The following is a 23,813-nucleotide window of genomic DNA, read 5'->3' on the forward strand; positions in this document are numbered from 1 at the left end:
TGGAATGCTCGGCCCATGGTGAACCTGTTCGAAGGTTACGGATCCGCGACGATCAAGCGACGGGGTGCGTCCCCGTGGGATGAGATGTTCCCCGCCATCGGAGACGGCGAGTCGGTGCGGGACGCCTACACCGACATCCACTCCGCCTTGGCCCGCATGACGCAGGAGGAACTGCGCGGCCGCACCGAGTCGCTGGCCAGCTCCTACCTCGCCCAGGGAGTGACCTTCGATTTCGCCGGAGAGGAACGCCCGTTCCCTTTGGATGCGGTTCCGCGGGTCATCGACGGTGCTGACTGGACCGTCGTCGAGAAGGGCGTGCAACAGCGCGTCCGGGCGCTCGAGGCCTTCCTCTCCGATGCCTATGGAGCCCAGGCCGCCGTGCGCGACGGCGTCATCCCGGCAGCTCTCATCTCCAGCTCCACCCACTTCCACCGTCAGGCCGCCGGCATCGTCTCAGCCAACGGCGTGCGCATCCAGGTCTCGGGTATCGACCTCATCCGCGACGAGAACGGCGCCTGGCGCGTGCTCGAGGACAACGTGCGCGTGCCCAGCGGCGTGAGCTACGTCATCTCCAACCGACGCGTCATGGCGCAGACCCTGCCCGAGCTGTTCAGCTCGATGCACGTGCGCCCCGTGGGCGACTACCCCAACCGCCTGCTCTCGGCGCTGCGGGCCAGCGCGCCTGAGGGCGTCGACGATCCCGTGATCGTGGTGCTCACCCCGGGCGTCTACAACTCGGCGTACTTCGAGCACACCCTGCTGGCCCGCCTCATGGGCGTCGAGCTCGTCGAGGGCCGCGACCTGTTCTGCTCCGGCGGCCGCGTCTGGATGCGCACGACGTCGGGCCCCACCCGCGTCGACGTCATCTACCGCAGGGTCGACGACGAGTTCATCGACCCGCAGCAGTTCTACCCCGACTCTGTGCTCGGCTCCCCGGGCATCCTGCTGGCCGCGCGGCTCGGCAACGTCACCATCGCCAACGCCGTGGGGAATGGCGTCGCCGACGACAAGCTGGTCTACACCTACGTGCCCGACCTCATCCGGTACTACCTGTCGGAGGAGCCCGTGCTCCCGAACGTCGACACCTGGCGCCTCGAGGATCCGGGAGCCCTCGAGGAGGTCCTCGACCGCCTCGACGAACTCGTGGTCAAGCCGGTCGACGGCTCGGGTGGCAAGGGTCTCGTCGTGGGGCCGGATGCGAGCCGCGCCGAACTCGACACCCTGCGCTCGCAGTTGATCGCCGATCCCCGCGGCTGGATCGCGCAGCCCGTCGTGCAGCTCTCGACAATCCCCACCCTCGTCGACGACGGCATGCGCCCGCGTCACGCGGATCTCCGGCCGTTCGCCGTCAACGACGGCGAGAACGTCTGGGTGCTCCCCGGCGGTCTGACCCGTGTGGCACTGCCTGAGGGTCAGCTCGTGGTGAACTCATCCCAGGGCGGCGGTTCGAAGGACACCTGGGTCACCGGTCGCATCGGGGCTCCTCCGGCAACGGATGCCGCGAGCCTGGTGTCCGATCAGGCCGCCCTGCCGAGCGCCCCAGTGATCTACGACTCCATGCCGGCTGCCGCCACGTCGCCGCAGGACAACGGCGAGGTGCGCCAGCAGCAGGAGCAGCAGCAACAGCAGACCGAATCGCTCGCTGAGGCCCGCGCGCAGCGCGCGGCCGAAGCGGCAGAGGAGGCCCCGACATGCTGAGTCGCATCGCCGAGTCGCTGTTCTGGATCGGCCGCTACCTCGAGCGGGCCGACGGCACGGCGCGCATCCTGGATGTGCACCTGCAACTGCTGCTCGAGGATCCCTGGATCGACGAGGACACGGCCTGCCGTTCACTCATCTCGCTCATGGGCGGCGAGGCGAACCCCGACGTGCAGCTGACACGCAAGGACGTCCTGGCGCTGCTGGCCGTCGACCGCGACAACTCGGCGTCGATCGCCTACTCGCTGAGCTCGGCTCGAGAGAACGCCCGGCGGGCCCGCGAGATCATCTCGACCGAGCTGTGGGAGTGCCTCAACACCACCCACGCCCGGATGCCGCGACGCGTGGCCGGTGACAAGGCGCACGAGTTCTTCCGCTGGGTGCGCGAGCGCACTGCCCTGGCCATCGGAGTGACCGAGACGTCGACCAGTCACGACGACGCCTGGCTGTTCTTCTCCCTCGGCCGCACCATCGAGCGGGCCGACATGACGGCCCGCCTGCTCGCCACCAGGTCGCTCACCGAGGCGAGCGGGCCGAGCTGGACCACGATCCTGCGCAGCTGCGGCGCCTTCGAGGCCTACCTGCGCAGCTACCGCGGCATGCCGTCGGCCCGCAACGCCGCCGAGTTCCTGCTGCTCGACAGGCTCTTCCCGCGGTCGGTGATGTTCTCGCTCAGCCGCGCCGAGGAGTACCTCGTCGCCCTCGATCCCACGAGCAGTCGACTGGGCGTGCGCGAGGAGGCGCAGCGCGTGCTCGGGCAGATCCGCGCGGAGCTGGAGTTCAGGCCGATCAGCGAGATCATCTCCGACCTCCCGGGCCATATGGAAGAGTTCCAGGTGGCGACGGCTTCGGCGAGCGAGGCGATCAGACAGCGGTACTTCCCGACGAGCGCCGTTCCCGTCTGGATCGGAGAGAACTCATGAGCCGCCTGCGCATAGTCCACCGCACCGGGTTCTCGTACTCCCGAGCCGCGACGGCCTCATACAACGAGGCACGGATGCTGCCCTGGCACGGCAGCGGCCAGTTCGTGCTGTCGAGCGAGTTGCACATCGATCCCGTCGCCCATCAGCACTCGTACATCGACTACTGGGGTACGCGCGTGAGCACGTTCGACGTGCTCACCCCCCACACCGAGCTCTCGGTCACGGCCACGAGCCTGGTCGACGTCGCTCCCGTCGCACTCACCGGCATGCGACTCGGCTGGGAGGACCTCGCAGGACTGCGCGAGACCGCCAGCATCTACGTCGAACAGCTGCGCCAGACCGAGGCCACCCATCCTCCGGAGGACGTGGCGGCGCTCGCCGCCGAGATCGTCTCCCGCGGACTCGACCCTCACGACGCGGCCCTCGAGATCTGCCGCACCATCGGCAACGGCATCCAGTACGTGCCGGGCTCGACGCGGGTGACGTCCACCGCCCGCGAGTCGTGGGAGCAGGGCAAGGGCGTCTGCCAGGACATCGCCCACATCGCCCTCGGCGCACTCCGCTCCGTCGGCATCCCGGCGCGCTACGTCTCGGGTTACCTGCATCCGAAGCGCGAAGCCGCCATCGGCGAGACCGTGATCGGTGAATCGCACGCCTGGGTCGAGTGGTTCAGCGGCGACTGGGTGGGCTACGACCCCACGAACCAGCTCGAGATCGGTGACAGGCACGTGCTCGTCGGGCGCGGTCGTTCCTATTCGGATGTCTCTCCTCTGCGCGGCGTCTACGCCGGCCCGAGCGCCTCGAAGCTGTTCGTGCGTGTCGAGATCACGCGCGAGGCGTGAGCGCGCCCGCCGCGGCCCCGGAAGCAGTGCCGGGCCCGCCGGATCACGGCGCGGTCACCGTCCCGAGGAAGGTGAGCGTCGAGTCCAGCGCAGACCGGGCCGCCGCGAAGTCCAGGTGGAACTGGTACTCGTGGGGGAGTTCCGGCTCCTCGTCCTCCGGGTAGAACACCGTCGTCACATCGACTCCGAGTCCCTGCAGCTTTTTGGCCATCGGCTTCGACTGCCCGTCGGTCAGCGGGTCGCCGTTGCCGCCTGAGATCCACGTGGTGGGGAAGTCGGCGGTGACGTACTCGATGGTCGACATGTCTCGACCGCCGGGGGTCGCGGACCAGTCCTTCTCGCCGAGGTACGACCACAGCGCCACCCGGAACCCCCACCCTCCGATGCCCGGTGCATCGGGGATGCCGCTCACGTCGTAGATGCCGCAGTTCAGGATGACGGCGCGCAGCTGTGCGGGGGTGAGCGACGGCGTGAGGCCGACCTTCTCCGCGTAGTCGGGGCGGGTCACGAGCGTCGCGAGTTGCGAGGCGTACTGCGAGCCCGCGGAGTCGCCGGCCAGCACGATGCGACCGGGATCGATGCCGTACTCGTCGGCGTGCTCGACGAGGAAGCCGAGCGCGTCGTTGAGCTGGGTCAGCGCGGTCGGGTAGGTGACTTCCGGGGAGATGGAGTAGTTGAGGCCCACCGCGGTGTAGCCGTGAGACGCGATCATCTGGAGGTAGGGATCGACATCGCGCTTGTCGCCGGAGATCCAGGCGCCCCCGTGGATCCACACCACGGTGGGGAGCGGCTCCGTCGCCCCTTCCGGGGAGAAGACGTCCAGCGATGTGTCGGCACCGGCGTCCCCGTAGGTGATGTCGTGCTGCGCACCGACCCCGCTGGTCGGCACGTACGGACTCATCTCGGCGACGGTGTTCCTGGCGCCCTGCTCGAAGAGCGACCGGATGAGCATGGCACTCGGCCACGGGTTGACGGCAGCGATGACGACGACGACCAGCACGGCCGAGAGCAGGCCCAGAATCACCCCCGTCGCGATGTCTCCGATCCGACGTCGACGGGGTCCCTGGGGCATCCCCCGACACTATCGGCGCCGTGTGCGCGTCGCGGGACCGCGGCATCCGTGCCCTAGCCTGAGCCCATGAGCAGCGCAGCCCGCACCTTCACCGACCCGCACGGCATCCGCATCCATTTCGATGTCTACGAGATCCAGCAGCCGAAGGCGATCGTGCAGCTCGTGCACGGGGTCGGCGAGCACGCCGGGCGGTACGCGCACGTGGCCGAGGCGCTGAACGCCGCGGGCTACACCGTCTACGCCGACGATCACCGGGGCCATGGGCGCACAGGCATGGAGCAGCATGCCGGAGACGTTGTCAAGCTCGGCCACCTCGGGCCCGGTGGACTCCGCGCGACCATCGCGGCGGTGCACCAGTTCACGGAGCTCATCCGTGACGAGAACGCCGGCGTGCCGATCGTGCTGCTCGGCCACTCGTGGGGCTCGCTCATGGCCCAGATCATCCTGAATTCATCGGCCGTCGACTACGCCGCCGCCATTCTCACTGGCACGGGGTACCGGATGCCGGGATCTGTCAACAGCGGCGACCTCAACCGGCGCCACAAGACCCTCGGCACGACGGGCATGGAGTGGCTCAGCCGCGATGTGGACGTGCAGCAGGCCTTCCTCGACGACCCGCTCACCACATCCGTTCCCATCGCAAAGCTCTTCGGACTGGTGGATGGCGTACGCCTGTACGGGCGCCCGGCGCCCGACCTGCCCGACATCCCAGTGCTCATCCAGGTGGGCAGTGACGACAGCGTTGGCGGCGAGAAGAGCGCGCTCAAGCTGGTCGATGCATACCGCCGACGCTCCGGGCTCACCGACGTCACCCTCATCGTCTATCCCGAGGCTCGCCACGAGGTCTTCAACGAGATCAACCGCGTCGACGTGCTCGCCGACACCACCGCGTGGCTCGACGAGCACCTCGGCTAGTACGGCTGCCGCCGTGTGAAGGCATGACCTCCGCCGTCTGAAGGCATCGCGCAGGGCATGTCCGCGTGAACTCAGGCGTCTCGTCCTGCACGCCTTCACGCGCGAGCACGGATGCCTTCACACGGCGGAGCGCCGCGGTGCGCCCGCCTTCGCACCGCGGCATCGGCCGGGCGTGAACGACCCCTTGACGGGGGCCACGGATTGCGGCACTCTGGGAGACGCGGCACCCGTGAGAGCGCTCTCACGACGGCCTCGGTCACGTGCCGCACGCATGACGCTTCACCCTGCACGGTCCACAAGGATGTCGACCGAGGTCGACGATGACCCCCTGGGAGTCCTCAGCATGACGAACAGCACGACACGTAAGAACAGCACGACACGCACGACGAAGAACCTGACCCGCCGCTCGTTGCGGGTCGCGGCCGTCACGGCGATCGCCGCGTTGGCGACGATCGGTCTCACCGCACCTCCCGCCGCAGCGGCCAATGACGTGCTCGGCCCCGGAAGCGCGCTCTACGTCGATCCGCACTCGACGACGCTCGAGGCTGCAGCCGGTCTGTCCGGCCAGGCGCGGACCGATGCCCAGCTCCTCGGCAGCTTCCCCTCGGCCACCTGGCTCACCAAGGGAACCCCGGCCGAGGCGCAGGCGGCCGCAGTCGAGGTGACCACGGCGGCGGCAGCATCCGGAGCGGTCCCCACCGTCGTCGTCTACAACCTGCCCTACCGCGACTGCGCCCAGTACTCGGCGGACGGGGCGCTCGACACCGCAGCCTACGAGGCCTGGGTCGACGGGGTCGCAGCGGGCATCGGCGACGCCAAGGCGGCCGTCATCCTCGAGCCCGACGGACTCGGCATCATCCCGTGGCACACCGACATCAACGGCAACCTCGAGTGGTGCCAGCCGGCCGACCTCGACCCGGCCACGGCCGCAGCCGACCGCTTCGAGCAGGTCAACCACGCCGTCGACGTCCTCACCGCGCTTCCCAACACGGCCGTCTACCTCGACGGAACGCACAGCGGCTGGCTCGGCGTCGGCGACATCTCGCAGCGCCTCATCGCGGGCGGCGTCGAGAAGGCCGACGGCTTCTTCCTCAACGCCTCCAACTACGTGCAGACCGAACGCCTCACCAAGTACGGCACCTGGATCTCGGACTGCATCAACCTGAGCGTCAACAGCTGGTACGAGCCGAGCTACTGCGGCAGCCAGTACTACCCGGCGAGCCCCGACGACTTCTCGACCTGGGGGCTGACGGATGCCGCCTACGCGCAGGCCTACGCCGACACCGGCCTCACCGCAGACCCGGCCGCCCAAGCGCACTTCGTCATCGACACCAGCCGCAACGGCGTCGGCCCTTGGGCTGCGCCGGCGGGCTGGGAGGGCGACGCCGAGGTCTGGTGCAACCCGCCGGATCGCGGAGCCGGAGCACGCCCGACGACGGACACGGGGAACGCCCTCATCGACGCCTACCTGTGGATCAAGGTTCCCGGTGAGTCCGACGGCCAGTGCTACCGCGGCACCGACGGACCGCTCGACCCCGTGCGCGGCATCGAGGATCCGGCGGCAGGCCAGTGGTTCGTCGAGCAGGCGCGCGAGTTGATCGCCAACGCGGTGCCGGCCTTCCCGGCCACGAGCTGCCAGGTGTCGTACTCGGCCACGAAGTCGCTGTTCGGAGTGTTCGCAGCCGAGCTGCGCATCCGCAACACGAGCACGACCCCGATCAACGGCTGGACCCTGAAGTGGAACTTCGCCGGCTCCGAGAAGGTGGTGAAGCTCGTCGGTGGCAAGGTCACGCAGGTGGCGGATGCCGTCACGGTGAAGAACTCCTCGCTGACCGCGAAGATCAAGCCGGGCGCCTGGGTGCCCGTCGCCTTCGTGGGCTCCCATGCGAAGCAGCGGGTCGAGCCCTGGTTGTTCACGCTGAACGGGAAGCCCTGCGCCTCGGACTGAGGGTGACACCATCACGTCGCTCGGCTCGCTGGGGGCCGAGCGGAGCGACCGCCCGAAGCGCACCAACGCGGCTTCACCTGCCGTGATGCGCTTCGGGCGCGGACTCCGTCCGGCCCTCAGCGAGCGAGGCCATTCATGCGGCGCCAGTCCTAGGCTGGACGCATGCACGGTGAGTACAAGGTTCCCCAGGGCAAGCTCGTGGTCGTCGACTTCGAGGTCGTGGACGATCTCATCTCGGACTTCCGACTTGCTGGCGACTTCTTCCTCGAGCCCGACGAGGCCCTCGGCGCCATCGATGGCGCCGTCAACGGACTCTCGGCGGAGTCGGATGCGACCGCGATCGCGCGCGCCATCACCGAAGCCCTCCCCGACGGAACCGTCATGCTCGGCTTCTCAGCCGAAGGCGTGGCGGTGGCCATCCGTCGAGCCCTCAAGAAGGCCACCAGCTGGCGCGACTACCAGTGGCAGATCATCCACGCGAAGGCCGTGAGTCCGGCCATGCACCTCGCTCTCGACGAGGTTCTGGCCGTCGAGGTCGGCGCCGGACGTCGCCAGCCCACCCTGCGCATCTGGGAGTGGGACGAGTCCGCCGTCGTCATCGGCAGCTTCCAGTCGCTCAAGAACGAGGTCGACCCCGACGGTGCGGCGAAGTTCGGCTACGACGTCGTTCGCCGCATCTCGGGCGGCGGCGCGATGATGATGGAGAAGGGCTCCGTCGTCACCTACTCGCTGTACGTTCCCGCCGATCTCGTGCAGGGCATGACCTTCGCCGACTCCTACGCCTTCCTCGACGCGTGGGTCATCGACGCGCTGCGCGCCCTCGGCGTCGAGGCGAGCTACCAGCCGCTCAACGACATCACGAGCCCGACAGGCAAGATCGGCGGAGCCGCACAGAAGCGCCTCGGCAACGGCGGCATCCTGCATCACGTCACCATGAGCTACGACATGGACGGCGAGATCATGACGCAGGTGCTGCGCATCGGCCGGGAGAAGATCAGCGACAAGGGCATCGCGAGCGCCGCCAAGCGCGTCGACCCTCTCAAGCGCCAGGCCGGAGTCGAGCGCGCCGTCATCATCGAGCAGCTCGAGAAGACCTTCATGGCGCTGACGGATGCCGCTCCCGGCGACATCACCGACGACGAGTACGCGCAGGCCGAGGCCCTCGTCGAGTCGAAGTTCGCGACGTCGGAGTGGCTCAACCGCGTGCCGTGAACGTCGTACGAGAGGCGGCCGCCGGAGCTTTCTCCTAGGCTGGACGCATGACCTGGTGGATCCCCGTCGCCCTCGTGGTGCTCGTCGCGATCATCGTGTTCGCCTCCCACAAGGGCTGGGTCGACTTCAGCAACAAGACCGGCCGTGGAACACCGGGCGGCGGCGCTCTCGGCGTGGTCGACGAGGTGTTCGCGCCGCACCGGCACGAGATCGAGGTGCAGCGCGAGACGGAGAGCGTGCTTCCCGCCCCGTCTCCCGTCGCCGACGACGATGACAAGGGAATCCTCGAGACGAACGACGCCGACGACCCGACCACCCGGTTCGACGGTCGCATCCGCCTCGACCTCTAGCTGACACAATGAGGGAATGCCCGAGACGGATGCAGCGACACCCGAGCCCGCGGCATCCGTCGGCCGCATCATCCACGCCGACAACCTCTCTGTTCTTCCCACGCTTCCCGATGCAGCGTTCACTCTGATCTACCTCGACCCGCCGTTCAACACCGGTCGCCCACAGTCCCGGCAGAGCACGACGCACGTGCGCACAGAGCAGAGCGACCTCGATGCGAGCCTCGAGGATGGCAGCACGAGCACAGGCACCGACGTCGCCCCCCAGCGCGCCGCGGGCGTCATCTCGGGATTCAAGGGGCGGCAGTACCAGCGCATCCGCGGCGACCTGTACAGCTACGACGACCACTTCGAGGACTACTGGGGCTTCCTCGAGCCGCGCCTGATCGAGGCCTGGCGACTGCTCGCCGACGACGGAACGCTCTACCTGCACCTCGACTACCGCGAGGCGCACTACGCGAAGGTCATGCTCGACGCCCTGTTCGGTCGTGAGTGCTTCCTCAACGAGCTCATCTGGGCCTACGACTACGGAGCCAAGTCGAAGAAGCGCTGGCCGACAAAGCACGACACGATCCTCGTCTACGTGAAGAACCCGAAGGCCTACTGGTTCGACTCCACGGCCGTGGACCGCGAGCCCTACATGGCTCCGGGTCTCGTGACCCCCGAGAAGGCCGAGCTCGGCAAGCTGCCGACCGACGTGTGGTGGCACACCATCGTCTCGCCGACGGGCAGGGAGAAGACGGGCTACCCGACCCAGAAGCCCGAGGGCATCCTGCGGCGCATCATCCAGGCCTCGAGCCGCCCTGGCGACGCCGTGCTCGACTTCTTCGCGGGCTCGGGCACGACGGGGGCCGTGGCCGCAGCGCTCGGGCGCCGGTTCACCCTGATCGACGAGTCGCCGGATGCCGTCGCCATCATGCGTGCGCGCTTCGCGCCCGTCGACGGCGTCGTCTTCGAGTAGTCGGCGAGACGCGGTTCTGTGCACTGGCCGAGAGGTCGCTGCATGCCTCGTCGACGCATGGTCGTGGCCGATAGCGTAGACGGGAACGACTAGAGCGCATCCGACGACGGATGGCGCGACGAGGAGGCTACCCGCGTGACGACAGGCAGGAACGCCCTTCGCCGCGTGTTCGCAGGACTCGCGGCCGGGGCCATCGGTCTCGCCATGGCCGTCGGCGCCGCGTCGCCCGCGCTGGCCGATGATCCTGTCGACTTCGGCTCGAGCGACATCGTCGACACCGCCGGCGTTCTCGGCGGGGACACCCAGGCCGTTCAGGACGCGATCGACCAGTTGCAGGCCGACACCGGCCAGACCCTGCTCGTGGCCTACGTGAACAGCTTCGAGAACCCGAGTGATCGCGAGCAGTGGGTGCAGGAGGTGCGCGACGCGAACCAGCTCGGCGCCTCGAACGTCGTGCTGGCCGTGGCGATCGACGACAGGATCTACCAGCTGTCGTTCTCCGACGACTCGCCCCTGCAGGCCGACTCCGAGCAGATCGCCTCCGAGTACGTCGTGCCCAGCCTGTCGCAGGACGATTGGGCCGGAGCCGCCATCGGCGCGACGGAAGGCATCCGTGCGGCATCGAATGGCGAACTGAGCGGCGGCGGAACCGACAGCGGAACGGGTTCTGGTTCCGGGTCGGGCTCCGGCAACAGCGGCGCAGTGCTGCTCTGGGGCTTCCTCGTCGTGGGCGTCATCTCCCTCGTCATCGTGCTCGTCTCCGTCATCCGAAAGCGCCGCCGGGCCGGCCTCGCACGAGCCCAGGCAGCCCAGGACCGCGCCGCGCTCGAGCAGCGCGCCGGCAGCCTGTTGGTGCAGCTCGACGACGCCCTCAAGACCAGCGAGCAGGAGGTCGGCTTCGCTGCGGCCGAGTTCGGCGATGAGGCGGTGAAGCCCTTCACCGACGCCCTCGCGACGGCCAGCGCATCGGCCCGGCAGGCCTTCGCCGTGAAGCAGAAGCTCGACGACGCCTTCCCCGAGAGCGATGCAGAGCGCGCGGCCATGACGGCCGAGGTCACCAGCCTCGCCGAGCAGGCCATCGCCGGCCTCGACGCGCGCTCCGACGAGTTCGACGCACTGCGGGCCCTCGACGACAACGCACTCCCCGTACTGAAGACGGTGACGACGGATGCCGAGAAGCTGGGCGGGCGCCTCTCGGCGACCGAGGCGCGCATAGCCGAGCTGCACACCCGCTTCGAGGGCGAGACCATGTCGACTCTCACGGGCAACGCGGCGCAGGCACGCCAACTGCTCGCCTTCGCGACCGAGACGGCCGCGGCCGCTGCGGCGACGCTGTCGGCTCCGGCGCCGGAGGGCGGTCACCGACCGAGCGTCGCCGTCCCCGTGCGCGCGGCGCAGCAGAGCATCGGCCAGGCCGGCCAGTTGCTCGACGCCGTCGACTCCGTGGCCGAGAGCCTGGAGCAGGCCACCGCCGCCGTCGCGAAGGAGATCGACGACGTCGAGAGCGACCTGGCCGAGGCCAGGCAGACCGCTGTCACCACCCGCCTCGGTGAGGCGGCTCTGGCGGCCCCGATCGCTGCAGCCGAGCAGGTCCTCGCCGCCGCACGGCAGGCCTCGGGCTCCCGCACCGATCCGCTCGCCATGGTGCGACGCCTGCAGGAAGCCGAGGCCGCGCTCGATGCCGCTCTCGCCCCGTCTCGAGAGGAGAGGGTGCAGCAGGAGCGCGCCGTCGCCCTGCTCGGGCGTGCGCAAAGCACCGCTCAGGCGCAGATCCAGGCGGCATCCGACTTCATCGCCACCCGACGCGGAGCAGTGGGTTCCGACGCTCGCCAGCGCCTCTCGGAGGCGCAGCGCCTGTTCGACTCCTCGCGTGCGATCGGACCCGGCGACCCCGTGCAGGCCCTCGACCAGGCGCAGCGGTCGCAGGCCCTCGCGGCCAGCGCCATTCAGATCGCTCAGAGCGACGTGTCGGGCTACGACGACGACTCGTGGGGCGGTGGCGGCTTCGGCGGAGGCGGCGGTCGCACACGCTCGGGCGGCGGCGACGCCTTGACCGGCGCCATCATCGGCGGCATCCTCGGGGGACTGCTCACCGGCGGCGGAGGTCGCGGCGGCGACTCCGGCAGCATCTTCGGCGGGGGTGGCGGCGGAGGGTTCGGTGGCGGAGGGTTCGGTGGAGGTTTCGGCGGTGGAGGCGGCTTCGGCGGCGGCGGATCCGGCGGCAGGTTCTAGCGGCGGCATCCCGGAGCGACATCCGGAGACGATCACAGGTGTAACAGGCAACGAAGCAACAGCATCAATCAGCAGTACGAGAGAGGGAACATCATGGCAAAGCAGTCCATCATCGGCCGCATCACCCAGCTCGCCAAGGCGAACATCAACGCGCTGCTCGATCAGGCAGAGGACCCGCAGAAGATGCTCGATCAGATGGTGCGCGACTATACGTCGAGCATCGGCGAGGCTGAGAGCGCCGTGGCGCAGACCATCGGCAACCTGCGGATGCTCGAGGAAGACCACCGCGAAGACGTCGCTGCAGCAGACGACTGGGGCCGCAAGGCCCTCGCAGCGAGCCGCAAGGCCGACGAGCTGCGCGGAGCGGGGAACGCGACGGATGCCGACAAATTCGACGCCCTCGCCCGCGTCGCCCTCGGCCGCCAGCTGCAGTCGGAGAACGAGGCGAAGGGCGCCGAGCCGATGATCGCCTCGCAGACCGCGGTCGTCGACCAGCTCAAGGACGGCCTCGGCAAGATGCGCGAGAAGCTCAACCAGCTCTCGTCGAAGCGCGACGAGCTCATGGCTCGGTCGAAGACCGTCGAGGCGCAGTCGCAGGTGAACGACGCCATCAAGAGCGTCGACATCCTCGATCCCACGAGCGAGATCAGCCGCTTCGAGGACAAGATCCGGCGCGAGGAGGCGAAGGTGCGCGGCCAGCAGGAGCTCGCTGCCTCCAGCCTCGACGCGCAGTTCGAAGACCTGGAGGACCTCGGCGAGCTGACCGAGGTCGAGGCGCGGCTCGCCGCGCTGAAGGGCGGGGAGCCGCAGAAGGCGATCGAGTAGCGCGACTCGAGAACAGGTCGGAACGGCGGAACAGGCCGGTCCGGCCTGTTCTCGATCACGGCAACGATGGAGGGAGACGACGATGGTGACAGTCAACGACGCCCGAGAGTATCCGGCTGGAGTTCCCAGCTGGATCGACGTGGAGACGCCGCATCCGTATGAAGCCATGGAGTTCTACGGAACCCTGTTCGGCTGGCGCTTCCACGATGCCGTGCCACCGGGAGCTCCGGGATCGTACCTCGTCGCGACCATCGACGGTCATGACGTCGCGGCCATCTCGCCCTCGGTCGAGGACGTCCCGTCGGTCTGGAACAGCTACGTCGCCACTCGCAGCGCCGACGCCGCCGTCGAGACGGTCGTCGCCGCCGGCGGCAGCGTGCGCACGAGCCCCGTCGACGCCGGTCCGGGTGGCCGCTGGGCCGAGTTCCTCGACCCCGACGGCGCCGTGTTCCGGGTCTGGCAGGCGCGCCGACGCCTGGGCGCCCAGCTCGTCAACGAGCCAGGCACCTGGAACTTCAGCGTGCTCATCACGCCGTCCCCCGAGAGCGGCATCCGCTTCTACTCGGAGGTCTTCGGATGGGAGGTCGACCCGGCCCTCGGTGCCGGCATGGCCAGGTTGCCGGGGTACGGCGATCACCTGGCGGCGACGGTCGACCCCGAGATCAGGGAGCGTCAGGCCTTCGCCCCGCCGGGATTCGCCGACGTCGTCGCCGGCATCGAGGAGGGTGACGCTCCGGCGCGCTGGGAGGTGCAATTCACGGTGGAGGACCGGGATGCCGCCGCCGCTCTCGCCGTGACCGCCGGCGGAACAGTGCTCTCGACGGAGGACGGCCCGTGGACCCGCGAGGCCCTCATCCGCGATCCGCACGGTGCGCTGTTCACGGTGAGCCAGTTCGCGCCTCAGTAGAACACGCTGGTCGAGTAGGCCGCGAGCGAAGCGACCACCGGATGGGGTGGCTCTAAGCCGACGCGCGCACCACGAGCGACGTCTTCAGCTTCGTCAAGGTGTCGACGGGCTCGCCCTCGATGAGCTTCACGAGCACGCGGGCCATTTCGCGGCCCATCTCGACCGACGGCTGGTGAACCGTCGTGAGCGCCGGCGTCGCCGTCGCGCCGTAGATGTCGTCGTCGAAGCCGATCACCGCGATGTCCTCGGGGATGCGCAGTCCGGCCTCCCGGATGGCGGAGTACGCTCCGATCGCCATCTGATCGTTCGCCGCGAACACCCCGTCGATCTTCGGCTCCCGGGCCAGCAGGCGCTTCATGGCAGTGACACCCGACGCCGGCGAGAAGTCTCCGACCTCGAACAGTTCCGTGTCCATGCCGTGCTGGGTGAGCACCTCGCGCCAACCGGCCAGGCGATCGAGGCCGGGCGGCATGTCCTGGGGCCCAGCGATCGTGGCGATCGTCGTGCGACCGGATGCCACCAGGTGGGCGACCGCCGTCTCGGCACCGTGCTGGTTGTCGACGTCGATGAAGTAGTTGTCGCTCTCGGTGTCGCTCAGCGGCCGACCGCCGAAGACGACCGGCAGGGTGCGGCTCAACTGCGCGTAGGAGTGGTCGCCCGTGTGGTGCGAGACCACGAGTGCGCCGTCGACATTGCCGCCGAGGAGGTAGCGCCTGGTCTTGCCCGACTGCGACTCCGACTCGATGATCATGTTCAGCGTGTAGTCGGTATCGGCCAGGTGCAGGGCGATGCCCTGCACCACCGAGGCGAAGAACGGGTCGGCGAACACGCGGGCGGCCGATTCCGGAACGATCAGGGCGATCGCCTGGGTCTTTCGACTGGCGAGAGAGCGCGCCGCCCGGTTCGGTACGTAGTTCAGTGCCTCGATGGCGCGCTGCACGACCTCGGTGACGTCGGGGGTGACCTTCGGTGAGCCGTTGACGACTCGTGACACCGTGGCGCGCGAGACGCCCGCATGTGCCGCGACCATCTCGAGCGTCGGTACGGCGCCGGCCCGAAGCTTCTCTGCCACTCCATCGCTCCCCATGTTCGAACTGGCTCCCACGATAGTGCCGATCAGGCTGTCGCCTTAGACGCCGCGATGACGGAGGCGTACTGGGTGGCCGAGAACTTGGGGGTGCGCACGAGGGTGTCGTAGTCGACGTGCACGATCCCGAAGCGCTTGTTGTAGCCCCATGCCCACTCGTAGTTGTCGAGCAGCGACCACACGAAGTACCCGCGCACGTCGGCGCCGGCCGCGATGGCCTCGCCCACCGCCGAGATGTGGGCGTCGATGTACGCCCAGCGCTCGGTGTCGTTCACGGCGCCGTCGATGATCTCGTCGTCGTAGGACGCGCCGTTCTCGGTGATGTAGAGCGGCGGCAAAGTCGGGTACTCCCGACCGAGGCGCACGAGCAGCGTGCGGAGCCCGTCGGGGTTCACCTCCCAGCCCATGGCCGTACGCGGCAGGTGGCGCGTCGGGAACGTCACGTACTCGCTGCCGACGAAAGGCGAACGGCCGGGCTTGTCGGTCGGGACCAGGCCGGGTTCGGCATCCGGGGCAGCCGGATGACCCGAGACGTTGTCGTCGTGGTAGTGGTTCACGCCGAGGAAGTCGATCGGCGTGCTGATGACGGCGAGATCGCCGCCCTGCACGTACTGGAGGAAGTCGTACTCCTCCAGGTCGCCGATGACATCGACCGGGTACTCGCCGAGCAGGAGCGGCTCGATGTACATGCGGTTCCAGAGCCCGTCGATGCGGCGGGCGGCCTCGAGGTCGACGGGGTCGGTCGGGTCGTTCGGCACCGCGTTCGTGAGGTTGAGCGTGATGCCGATCTGCAGCTCACGGCCGTCGCGGGCGGCCAGCTCGCGCAGGCGGGCCGCGGCCAGGCCGTGGGCGAGGTGCTGGTGGTGCAGGGCGGCGAGCCCGGCATCCGGATCCGTCAGGCCCGGCGCGTGCTCACCGGCGACGTAGCCGATGAGGGAGGAGCAGAGCGGCTCGTTGAAGGTGGTCCAATGCGTGACGCGGTCGCCGAGAGCCGCGTAGACCGCCTCGGCATACTCGACGAAGCGGTAGGCCGTGTCGCGATTGGCCCAGCCGCCCTCCTCCTGGAGTGCCTGCGGCAGGTCCCAGTGGTAGAGCGTGAGCCACGGCAGGATGCCCTGGGAGAGCAGTTCGTCGACGAGGGAGCTGTAGAAGTCGAGCCCCTCCTGGTTGACGCTGCGTCCACCAGGTACCACGCGGGCCCAGCTGGTGGAGAAGCGGTAGGAGTCGAGCCCGAGGTCCTTCATCAAGGCGACGTCGGACGGTACCCGGTGATAGTGGTCGACGGCCTGCTCGGGGGTGTCGCCGTTGGCGACGGCGCCGGGAACGCGCGAGTACGCGTCCCAGATGGAGTCCTCCTTGCCGCCCTCGTGGGCTGCTCCCTCGATCTGGGCTGCGGCCGTGGCCGATCCCCAGAGGAAGCCGGTCGGCCAGGTGCGTTCTGTGAGTGGAATGGTCATCAGCCCTTCACTGCTCCCGCCATGATTCCGGAGACGAGCTGCTTGCCGGCGAGCACGAACAGGATGAGGAGCGGGATCGTCGCCATGACGGCGCCCGCGAGGACGATCGTGTAGTCGACGTACTTCGCACTCTGCAGCTGGCTGAGGGCCACCTGCAGGGTCGGATTCTGCGGCGACACCAGGAGCGGCCAGAGGTAGTCGGTCCAGGCCGTCATGAAGGTGAACAGGCCGAGGATGGCCATGGCCGGGCGCGCAGCCGGAAGGCCGACGTGCCAGAAGGTGCCGAACATGGAGGCTCCATCGACACGGGCGGCCTCGATGAGCTCGTCGGGGATGACGTCGACCAGGTACTGGCGCATGAAGAACACGCCGAACGCCGTGACGAGCGTGGGGATGATGATCGCGCCGAGGGTGCCGGTCCAGCCGAACTCCTTCATGAGCATGAAGAGCGGGATGATGCCGAGCTGGGTGGGCACGGCGAGGGTGGCGATCACGAAGATCATCAGCCCCTCACGGCCCTTGAAGCGCAGCTTGGCGAACGAGTAGCCGGCGAGGGTGGAGAAGAACACCACCGAGATGGTGATGACGCTCGAGACGATGATGCTGTTGGCCAGGGCCTGCCAGAACGGCACGGTGTCGAGAACCGAGGCGACGTTGTCCCAGAACCGTCCACCCGGGAGGAGGGGCGGCCAGGTGTCAGCCAGCACCGAGCTGTCGCTGGATCCGGCGACGAACGACCACCACAGCGGGTAGGCGCCGCCGAGGAACAGGGCGATCAGCAGGCCGTAGGTCAGGAACCCGGGGCGGCGGTCGATGCCGACGTCGCGGGCGCGGGCGGGCTTGGTGGGCTTCGCCGGCTTCACGGGGATGCCGGGAGTGCCGGCATCCGTCGGCGGAGTGGTCGGCTCCTTCAGGTCGGTGACGTTGCTCATGAGCGCTTCTCCCCTGCTGCGGCGACGACGGCGCGCGCGCCTTCAGCCTTCTGTGCGTTGTGTTCCGCGAGCTTGCGCCCGGTGCGCTTCTTCGAAGTCCGGGTCTCGACCGACGCGATGCGTCGGGAGATCAGGAAGTTCATCAGGCCGAACGCGACGATGATGATGAACAGGAGCCAGGCGATGGCCGACGCCTTTCCGAAGTCGCTGCGGTTGAAGGCCATGTCCCACAGGTAGAGCACTGTGGTCTGGTACTCCCGGTGCGGGCCGCCGAGTACTGAGCTCGACGGGTTGAACAGCTTCGGCTCCGTGAAGATCTGCAGGCCGCCGATGGTCGCGGTGATGATCACGAAGATCATGGTGGGGCGGATGCTCGGCAGCGTGATCGAGAAGAAGCGGCGGAAGGCACCGGCGCCGTCGAGGGCGGCCGACTCGTGGATGTCGCGCGGCACCGACTGCATGGCGGCGAGCAGGATGAGTGCGTTGTAGCCGGTCCAGCGCCAGTTGACCATCGAGGCGATCGCCACGTGCGAGGGGAAGGTCTCGGTCTTCCACATCACGGGGTCGAGGTTGAGCGCTTCGAGGATGTTGTTGATGAGGCCGTACTTCTCGGAGAACGCGCTCGAGAAGATGATGGCGACGGCCACGGGGGTGACCACGTAGGGGATGAGAACGCTCATGCGCCAGAAGGTCTTGGCGCGGATGTTCTGGTCGAGGACGGCCGCGATGAAGACGGCGGCGAGAAGCTGGGGGATGCACGAGAGCAGGAAGATGCTCACGGTGTTGAACAGCGAGTTCCAGAAGTACGGGTCAGTGAGCTCGTCCGTGTAGTTCTGGAATCCGACCCACTCGCCGGGGCCGGTGAGCAGGTCCCAGTCGTTCAGCGACACCACGAAGGTGTAGACGAGCGGGAACAGGCCGATGAGGCCGAACAGCACGAAGAACGGTGCGACGTAGAGGTACGGCGACACCTTGTGGTCGAAGCGGCTCACGCGGTGCTTGAACGGCACCTTCGCGGGCGACGCCTTCGCTGGCCGTGCCGCTGCCGGGGTGCTGCTCGTCTCCGGGGGACTGACTGTGGTGGTCATGCTGTTCTCTCTCAAGGAATGTGGCCCCCCGGAAACGGGTCTCCGGGGGGCCACCGTGGAGCTGGTGTGACTTACTTGAGGTCCAGGCTCTGCAGCGTGGTGAGTGCCTCGTTCCACGCGTCGTCGCCTGAGGCGCCCTTGTCGAGCGACTGCGTGGCCGGTCCGAAGACCTGCTCCTGGATGACCGAGTCGTTCGGGCCCTTGTACTGGGCCACGACGCCCTCGGCACGGGATCCGAGGATCTCGCCGATGGGGGCGTTGTTGAAGAACTTGGTCAGGTCGCTCTCGCCGGTGACACCCGGGTCGGTCTGCGCCTCGGTGACCGACGGGAAGGTGCCTGCAGCCTGGAAGGCGGAGACGGCCGACTTGGCGTCGGTCAGGTAGGCGGCCAGTGCGGCAGCCTCCTTCGGGTGCTTCGACGTGGTGGGAACGGTCAGGAACGTTCCACCCCAGTTGGCGGGGCCGCCGGGGAAGACATCCGCGAAGTCCCAGCCGGAGGTGGCGTCGCCACCAGCGGACTCGACCTGGCCCTTCACGACACCGAGCATCCAGCCCGGGCACATGAAGGTCGCGAAGGAACCGTCGGTGAAGGCCTTGCCCTTACCCCAGTCCCACTGAGCCTGGCCGCTGGAGAGGCCTGCAGCTGCGCCGCCGGCGAGCTTGTCCCACTGCGACTTGAGGTCGGCGTTGTCTTCGACGTTGAGCTCGCCGTCGGAGGAGTAGTAGCCCTCGGGGAGCTGGTTGACCATGGCGTTCCAGACGAAGCCGCTCTGGTCGTAGAAGGCCTTGCCGGTGGCTGCCTTGTACTGCTCGCCAACCTTGAAGAAGTCATCCCACGTCGCGTCGTCGCCGCCGAAGAGCTCGGCGACGGCCTCGCGGTCGCCGGGCAGGCCGGCAGCCTCGAACAGCTTGCTGTTGTAGCAGAGGCCCTCGGGGCCGATGTCGGTGCCGTATCCGATGATGCGGCCGTCCTTGTCGGTGCCCTGCTTGAGCTTCCAGTCGACCCAGCGGTCCTTGATGTCGTTCGCACCGTACTCGGTGAGGTCGGTGAAGCTGTCGGAGACCGCCTGCACCTGGCCGAGCCAGCCTTCTTCGACGGCCTGCACGTCGGGGAGACCGGCGCCTGCTGCCTGCTTGGTCTTCCAGTCGGTGAGTGCGTTTCCACCGGTGTCGATGTTCGTGGCCTTGATGGTGACGTTCGGGTTCTCTTCCTCGTACTGCTTGTAGAGGTCGTCGAGTCCCATGGTTCCGAACGTCGTGACGGTCAGTTCGACCTTCTCGTCGGATGATCCCGATCCTGAATCGCCGGAGGATGAACATCCGGTGGCGAGGAGGGCGATTGCTGCGACACCGGCGACGGCGGCAACAGCTGTGGTGCGTCGTGAAAGCTTCACGGTTCACTCCCTTGTGTGCGTGGACAATTGTTGTGGTGCGTGCGCTGAGAGCGCTCTCTCACTACCCTGTGAGAGCGCTCTCACGATTGCGTTCCGAGAATAAGCACTGCAGATGCCGGCTGTCAAGAGAGCGCTCTCACGGCGCCGATACGTTATGAACCCGTTACACGCCGATGACGGGACGGGGTCGGTCGAGTGACGCGCGACAGACGCGCGCCAGACCCGATCCGCAGGCGCAGGTCAGGGCCGCTGCACCGGCAGTGATCCCGTGCGCGGGCCGGGGTCGAGCAGCGATCCGGTGATGTCGGCTGCCCGTTGCGCCTGCAGATCCGTCTGCAGTTCGTCGTCGGTTCTGGTCTCGGCTTCAGCAGCCTCAGCCTCCGCCCGATTGTCCGCCGCCTCCTGCAGCGCCGACTTCGCCCGGAGCGGCGGGGCTCGGAAGAACAGGGTGAGCACGAAGGCGATCAGAACGACGAACAGAGCGACCCAGTACACCTGAACCGCCGAGGCGTTGAAGCCCGCAAGGAACGGCTTCGTCAAGCGGGGATCGGCTCCGTTCAGGAACGACGTGTCGTCCAGTGTGCTGCTCCCGAACGACCCTCCCGTGCCGCTGTCGAGCTGCTCCAGGACCGTCGGGGTCACCTGGCTGACCACCTGGGCGCGCTGGGCGTCATCGCTCAGGTCGACCCCGGCCGGTAGCTGCGCCTCGATCGGAGTGACGATGGGGGTGTAGATCGTCTCCATGATGGCCGCGTTCTCGGGCGCTGAGGCCACGGACGGGTCGAGGGCGGCGTCGAGCGCGTCCGCCAGGGTGTCCTGATCCGACAGCGAACCGACGATGTTCGCCGGCATCACGGTGAAGAGCAGCGACAGCAGCACGGCCGTGCCGAGGGTTCCGCCGATCTGGCGGAAGAAGGTGGACGAACTGGTGGCGACGCCCATGTCGCGCAGGCCAACGGAATTCTGGCTCGCGATCGTGAGGGTCTGCATGAGCTGACCGAGACCGAGGCCGATGAGGAGCATGGCCCCGGCGATGAACCAGTACGAGGAGTCGTACTGGAGGAAGGTGAGGTAGAGGAAACCGCCCGAGAGGAGGGCCGTGCCGATGGTCGGGAAGATCCTGTATCGGCCGGTGCGGGCGATGATCTGCCCGCTGGCGATGGAGGAGATCATGAGGCCCAGGATCATCGGCAGCATCTGGAGGCCGCTCTCCGTCGGGGTGGAGCCGAGGACGAGCTGCAGGTACAGCGGCAACGTGAGCATGGCGCCGAACATGCCGAAGCCGACGAAGACGCCGATGATCGTCGCCATCGAGAAGGTCGAGGAGCGGAAGAGCTTGAGCGGGATCAGCGCGTCGTCCTTCATGGCCGCCTCGATGAGGATGAACGCGATGATGCCCAGCACGCCGATCACGTAGCAGGCGATGGCGCCCGGGCTGCTCCATCCCCATTCCCGGCCCTCCTCGGCGACGAGCAGCAGGGGGACGAGCGCGATGATCACGGTGGCCGCCCCCCACCAGTCGATGCGCACCGAGTACCGCTCGGTCTTCGGGAGGTGGAGGGAGCGCAGCACGATCGCGAGGGCGATGACGCCGATCGGCACGTTGATGAGGAACACCCAGCGCCAGCCGGCGATCCCGAGGATCTCCTCGGCTCCGGCGAACAGCCCGCCGACGAGAGGTCCGATGAGGCTCGAGATTCCGAACACCGCGAGGAAGTAGCCCTGGTACTTCGCGCGTTCGCGCGGAGCCAGCATGTCGCCCATGATCGCCAGGGGCATCGACATCAGGCCGCCGGCTCCCAGTCCCTGAACGGCCCGGAACAGCGCGAGCTCGATCATCGAGGTCGAGAAGGTGGCGAGGATCGACCCGATGATGAAGATCACGATGGCGATGATGAACAGCGGTCGCCTTCCGAAGATGTCGGAGAGCTTCCCGTAGAGCGGTGTGGAGATCGTGGAGGTGATGAGGTATGCCGTCGTGACCCAGGCCTGTTGGCTGAGGCCGTGCAGGTCGTCGCCGATCGTGCGGATCGCGGTGCCCACGACGGTCTGATCGAGCGCGGAGAGGAACATGCCCGCCATCAGCCCGAAGATCACGAACAGGATCTGGCGGTGCGACATGAGGGGCGTGGACGCCGGAGACTCCGCGGTGTTGGTCACAGCCCTCAACGTAGACCCGAGGGATCACGGGGGACAACGGGTCGGGGTGACGGAAGTGTTGAATCCTCGGCTTCCGTGCTCCCGTATGCCACTCTCATAGGTTCCTCCGATGTTGGGTTGCTACCGTCCGAGGATGCCCCGCTCCTCCCTGCAGTACTCGCGCGCCCTCGCGGCGCTCGCCATGACAGCGGCATCCGTCGCCGTCCTCGCCGCATGCTCCGGCCCCGTGGCGACAGCCGAGAAGACCGAGGCCGCACCGAAGGCGAGCACCTCGGCCGAGATCCCGGCTCCGGTGCAGGAGGCGTCGAAGGCGGAGTCGGCTCCGGCGGCGGCCGCACTCAGCGCCCCTGTGCAGGCGCAGATCGACTATGCGCTCACGTACTGGCAGAACTACAACGAGGCCGAATACGGGGTACTCGGCGACAACGACTGCGTCAACTTCGCGAGCCAGACTCTCCTCGCCCGAGGATGGGTGCAGGACGACCAGTGGTTCCACGCTGACGACGTCTACTCGTCGAGCGACACCTGGCGCAGCTCCACATCATTCCGCGACTGGCTCGAGACCCGACCAGACCTCGCGACCGCGCTCGACGACACTCAGCGCGACCAGGTGAGCGTCGGCGACATCGTGCAGTTCGACTGGGACCAGTCGGGCGACCGCGATCACACGGGCATCGTGACCCGGGTGACCCATGAGAACGGCGGGACCCAGGTGTTCTTCGCCGGTCACACGCTCGACTCCGATTACCGCAGCGTCGACACCGCCATCACCGAGGACCACCCTGGCGGTGCCGTCTACTACTGGCACATCGCCTCCTAGGCTCTGCGCTTCCGCTCGACCCCATGGCCGGCGCCTCCAGCGCGCCGCGCGCCGGCACTGACGCCGCCGGGACGTGCCGCCCGGATACATTAGAGCAATGTCCGAGTCTCGAGCACACGGCGCCTCTCGTCGCGTGCGGCGCAACCGCACTATCGCCGTCGCGGCGACGGTGCTGGTGCTCGTCGCCGGCGCCACAGCTGCCGGAGTGATCTCGGGGGCGCAGGGCGACGACGGAGCCACCACCGCACCCCCCTCCCGGTCGCCGAAGCCGTCGGCATCCGCGAGTCAGACGCCGACACCCACCCGTCCCGCCCCTGCGCAGACGCCCACGCCGACGGCAGTGCCCGGATTCGACAAGGCCGCTCGCTCGATCGACGACCCCGCGAGCATCTGGGTCGTCAGCGACAAGCTTCGCCCGCTGAATCCGGTGGACTACGAGCCCGCCGACCTCGTCGACGTGCCCGTCGCGCACACCTGGGATCCGGTGCTGCGGCAGGAGGCGTCGGATGCCGTCGTCGCGATGTTCCAGACCGCATCCGACGAGGCCGGCCTGGCCCTCGCGTCGAACAGCGCGTACCGCAGCTACTCGACGCAGCAGAACGTCTATGACAACGACGTCGCATCGCTCGGGCAGGAGGGCGCCGATCTGAGCACGGCCCGCCCGGGCTTCAGCGAGCACCAGACCGGACTCGCCATCGACATCGGGCCCGCATCCGGAGCCTGCTCCCTGAACCAGTGCTTCGCTGACACTCCCGAGGGCCAGTGGCTGGCCGCCAACGCGTACAGGTTCGGCTATCTGCTGCGCTATCCGGCCGACAAGGTGCCCGTCACGGGATTCGAGTTCGAGCCGTGGCACTACCGCTACATCGGCGTCGATCTCGCCGGCGAGATGCACCGTGTCGGCGTGACGACGCTCGAGGAGTTCTTCGGCCTTCCGGCCGCCCCGAACTATGGCTGACAGTCGGACAACCGGTGTTCCGGACCGCCGGACTG

The 23,813-nt window shown here is 68.1% G+C and carries 20 protein-coding genes; 13 read left to right on the forward strand and 7 right to left on the reverse strand.

Annotation, left to right across the window (positions count from 1 at the left end; translation table 11 throughout):
* The first annotated feature begins 15 nt into the window (after positions 1 to 15).
* From AADV74_RS11045 to AADV74_RS11055, 3 genes are read left to right on the forward strand one after another with little or no spacing between them, the layout of a single operon-like run.
* Positions 16 to 1,698: a circularly permuted type 2 ATP-grasp protein gene (locus AADV74_RS11045; protein WP_342113979.1), complete on the forward strand. Its 1,683-nt coding sequence runs from the start codon at positions 16 to 18 to the stop codon at positions 1,696 to 1,698.
* Complete coding sequence (locus AADV74_RS11050; RefSeq protein ID WP_056169606.1) at positions 1,692 to 2,621, forward strand: alpha-E domain-containing protein; 930 nt, start codon at positions 1,692 to 1,694, stop codon at positions 2,619 to 2,621. The genes AADV74_RS11045 and AADV74_RS11050 overlap by 7 nt, the downstream gene beginning before the upstream one ends.
* On the forward strand, positions 2,618 to 3,463 hold the full coding sequence (locus AADV74_RS11055) for a transglutaminase family protein (protein WP_342113984.1): 846 nt from the start codon (positions 2,618 to 2,620) through the stop codon (positions 3,461 to 3,463). The genes AADV74_RS11050 and AADV74_RS11055 overlap by 4 nt, the downstream gene beginning before the upstream one ends.
* Positions 3,464 to 3,506: 43 nt before the next feature.
* Here the strand turns inward: AADV74_RS11055 and AADV74_RS11060 are convergent, their stop codons facing one another.
* A complete protein-coding gene (locus AADV74_RS11060) occupies positions 3,507 to 4,535 on the reverse strand; it encodes an alpha/beta hydrolase (RefSeq protein ID WP_342113986.1) in 1,029 nt (342 codons plus the stop codon).
* A 66-nt stretch (positions 4,536 to 4,601) separates the two neighbouring features.
* Here AADV74_RS11060 and AADV74_RS11065 point away from each other — a divergent pair, with 66 nt between their 5' ends.
* From AADV74_RS11065 to AADV74_RS11100, 8 genes are all read left to right on the forward strand, one after another.
* A complete protein-coding gene (locus AADV74_RS11065) occupies positions 4,602 to 5,450 on the forward strand; it encodes an alpha/beta fold hydrolase (RefSeq protein WP_342113988.1) in 849 nt (282 codons plus the stop codon).
* Between the two features lie 343 nt (positions 5,451 to 5,793).
* Entirely contained in the window at positions 5,794 to 7,398 is a 1,605-nt protein-coding gene (locus tag AADV74_RS11070; protein ID WP_342113991.1) for a glycoside hydrolase family 6 protein, read from the forward strand.
* A 162-nt stretch (positions 7,399 to 7,560) separates the two neighbouring features.
* A complete protein-coding gene (gene lplAB / locus AADV74_RS11075; protein WP_342113993.1) occupies positions 7,561 to 8,610 on the forward strand; it encodes a lipoate-protein ligase LplAB in 1,050 nt (349 codons plus the stop codon).
* Positions 8,611 to 8,657: 47 nt separating this feature from the next.
* Positions 8,658 to 8,960 carry a hypothetical protein gene (locus AADV74_RS11080; RefSeq protein ID WP_342113995.1) on the forward strand — a complete coding sequence of 101 codons (303 nt, stop codon included), beginning with the start codon at positions 8,658 to 8,660 and terminating at the stop codon, positions 8,958 to 8,960.
* Positions 8,961 to 8,976: 16 nt separating this feature from the next.
* Entirely contained in the window at positions 8,977 to 9,918 is a 942-nt protein-coding gene (locus tag AADV74_RS11085; protein ID WP_342113997.1) for a DNA-methyltransferase, read from the forward strand.
* Between the two features lie 135 nt (positions 9,919 to 10,053).
* Positions 10,054 to 12,150, forward strand: a complete 2,097-nt coding sequence (locus tag AADV74_RS11090; RefSeq protein ID WP_342114000.1) for a TPM domain-containing protein — start codon at positions 10,054 to 10,056, stop codon at positions 12,148 to 12,150.
* A gap of 93 nt (positions 12,151 to 12,243) precedes the next feature.
* Positions 12,244 to 12,975: a PspA/IM30 family protein gene (locus AADV74_RS11095; protein WP_342114002.1), complete on the forward strand. Its 732-nt coding sequence runs from the start codon at positions 12,244 to 12,246 to the stop codon at positions 12,973 to 12,975.
* Positions 12,976 to 13,057: 82 nt separating this feature from the next.
* Positions 13,058 to 13,882, forward strand: coding sequence for a VOC family protein (locus tag AADV74_RS11100; RefSeq protein ID WP_342114004.1), 825 nt, complete (start codon positions 13,058 to 13,060; stop codon positions 13,880 to 13,882).
* 52 nt (positions 13,883 to 13,934) lie between these two features.
* On the opposite strand, the gene AADV74_RS11105 is transcribed toward AADV74_RS11100, so the two are convergent.
* The 6 genes from AADV74_RS11105 to AADV74_RS11130 all read right to left on the reverse strand — a co-directional run bounded on the left by AADV74_RS11105 (position 13,935) and on the right by AADV74_RS11130 (position 21,961).
* Positions 13,935 to 14,969 carry a LacI family DNA-binding transcriptional regulator gene (locus AADV74_RS11105; protein WP_342114006.1) on the reverse strand — a complete coding sequence of 345 codons (1,035 nt, stop codon included), beginning with the start codon at positions 14,967 to 14,969 and terminating at the stop codon, positions 13,935 to 13,937.
* 29 nt (positions 14,970 to 14,998) lie between these two features.
* Positions 14,999 to 16,426 carry a glycoside hydrolase family 1 protein gene (locus tag AADV74_RS11110; RefSeq protein WP_342114008.1) on the reverse strand — a complete coding sequence of 476 codons (1,428 nt, stop codon included), beginning with the start codon at positions 16,424 to 16,426 and terminating at the stop codon, positions 14,999 to 15,001.
* Positions 16,426 to 17,358: a carbohydrate ABC transporter permease gene (locus AADV74_RS11115; protein ID WP_342114010.1), complete on the reverse strand. Its 933-nt coding sequence runs from the start codon at positions 17,356 to 17,358 to the stop codon at positions 16,426 to 16,428. The genes AADV74_RS11110 and AADV74_RS11115 overlap by 1 nt, the downstream gene beginning before the upstream one ends.
* A complete protein-coding gene (locus AADV74_RS11120) occupies positions 17,355 to 18,446 on the reverse strand; it encodes a carbohydrate ABC transporter permease (RefSeq protein WP_342114012.1) in 1,092 nt (363 codons plus the stop codon). Before AADV74_RS11120 ends, AADV74_RS11115 begins: the two co-directional genes overlap by 4 nt.
* A 71-nt stretch (positions 18,447 to 18,517) precedes the next feature.
* Positions 18,518 to 19,840, reverse strand: coding sequence for an ABC transporter substrate-binding protein (locus AADV74_RS11125; RefSeq protein WP_342114014.1), 1,323 nt, complete (start codon positions 19,838 to 19,840; stop codon positions 18,518 to 18,520).
* 240 nt (positions 19,841 to 20,080) lie between these two features.
* Complete coding sequence (locus tag AADV74_RS11130; RefSeq protein WP_342115160.1) at positions 20,081 to 21,961, reverse strand: MDR family MFS transporter; 1,881 nt, start codon at positions 21,959 to 21,961, stop codon at positions 20,081 to 20,083.
* Between the two features lie 172 nt (positions 21,962 to 22,133).
* Between AADV74_RS11130 and AADV74_RS11135 the strand changes: the two genes are divergently transcribed.
* Complete coding sequence (locus tag AADV74_RS11135) at positions 22,134 to 22,820, forward strand: amidase domain-containing protein (protein ID WP_342114016.1); 687 nt, start codon at positions 22,134 to 22,136, stop codon at positions 22,818 to 22,820.
* A gap of 97 nt (positions 22,821 to 22,917) precedes the next feature.
* The gene (locus AADV74_RS11140) at positions 22,918 to 23,778 is read left to right on the forward strand and encodes a M15 family metallopeptidase (RefSeq protein WP_342114018.1); all 861 of its coding nucleotides are present in this window, start codon (positions 22,918 to 22,920) and stop codon (positions 23,776 to 23,778) included.
* Positions 23,779 to 23,813: the final 35 nt, after the last annotated feature.

Origin of the sequence: Leifsonia stereocauli (assembly GCF_038432415.1) — a bacterium.
In the GTDB taxonomy this organism is placed as follows: domain Bacteria; phylum Actinomycetota; class Actinomycetes; order Actinomycetales; family Microbacteriaceae; genus Orlajensenia; species Orlajensenia stereocauli.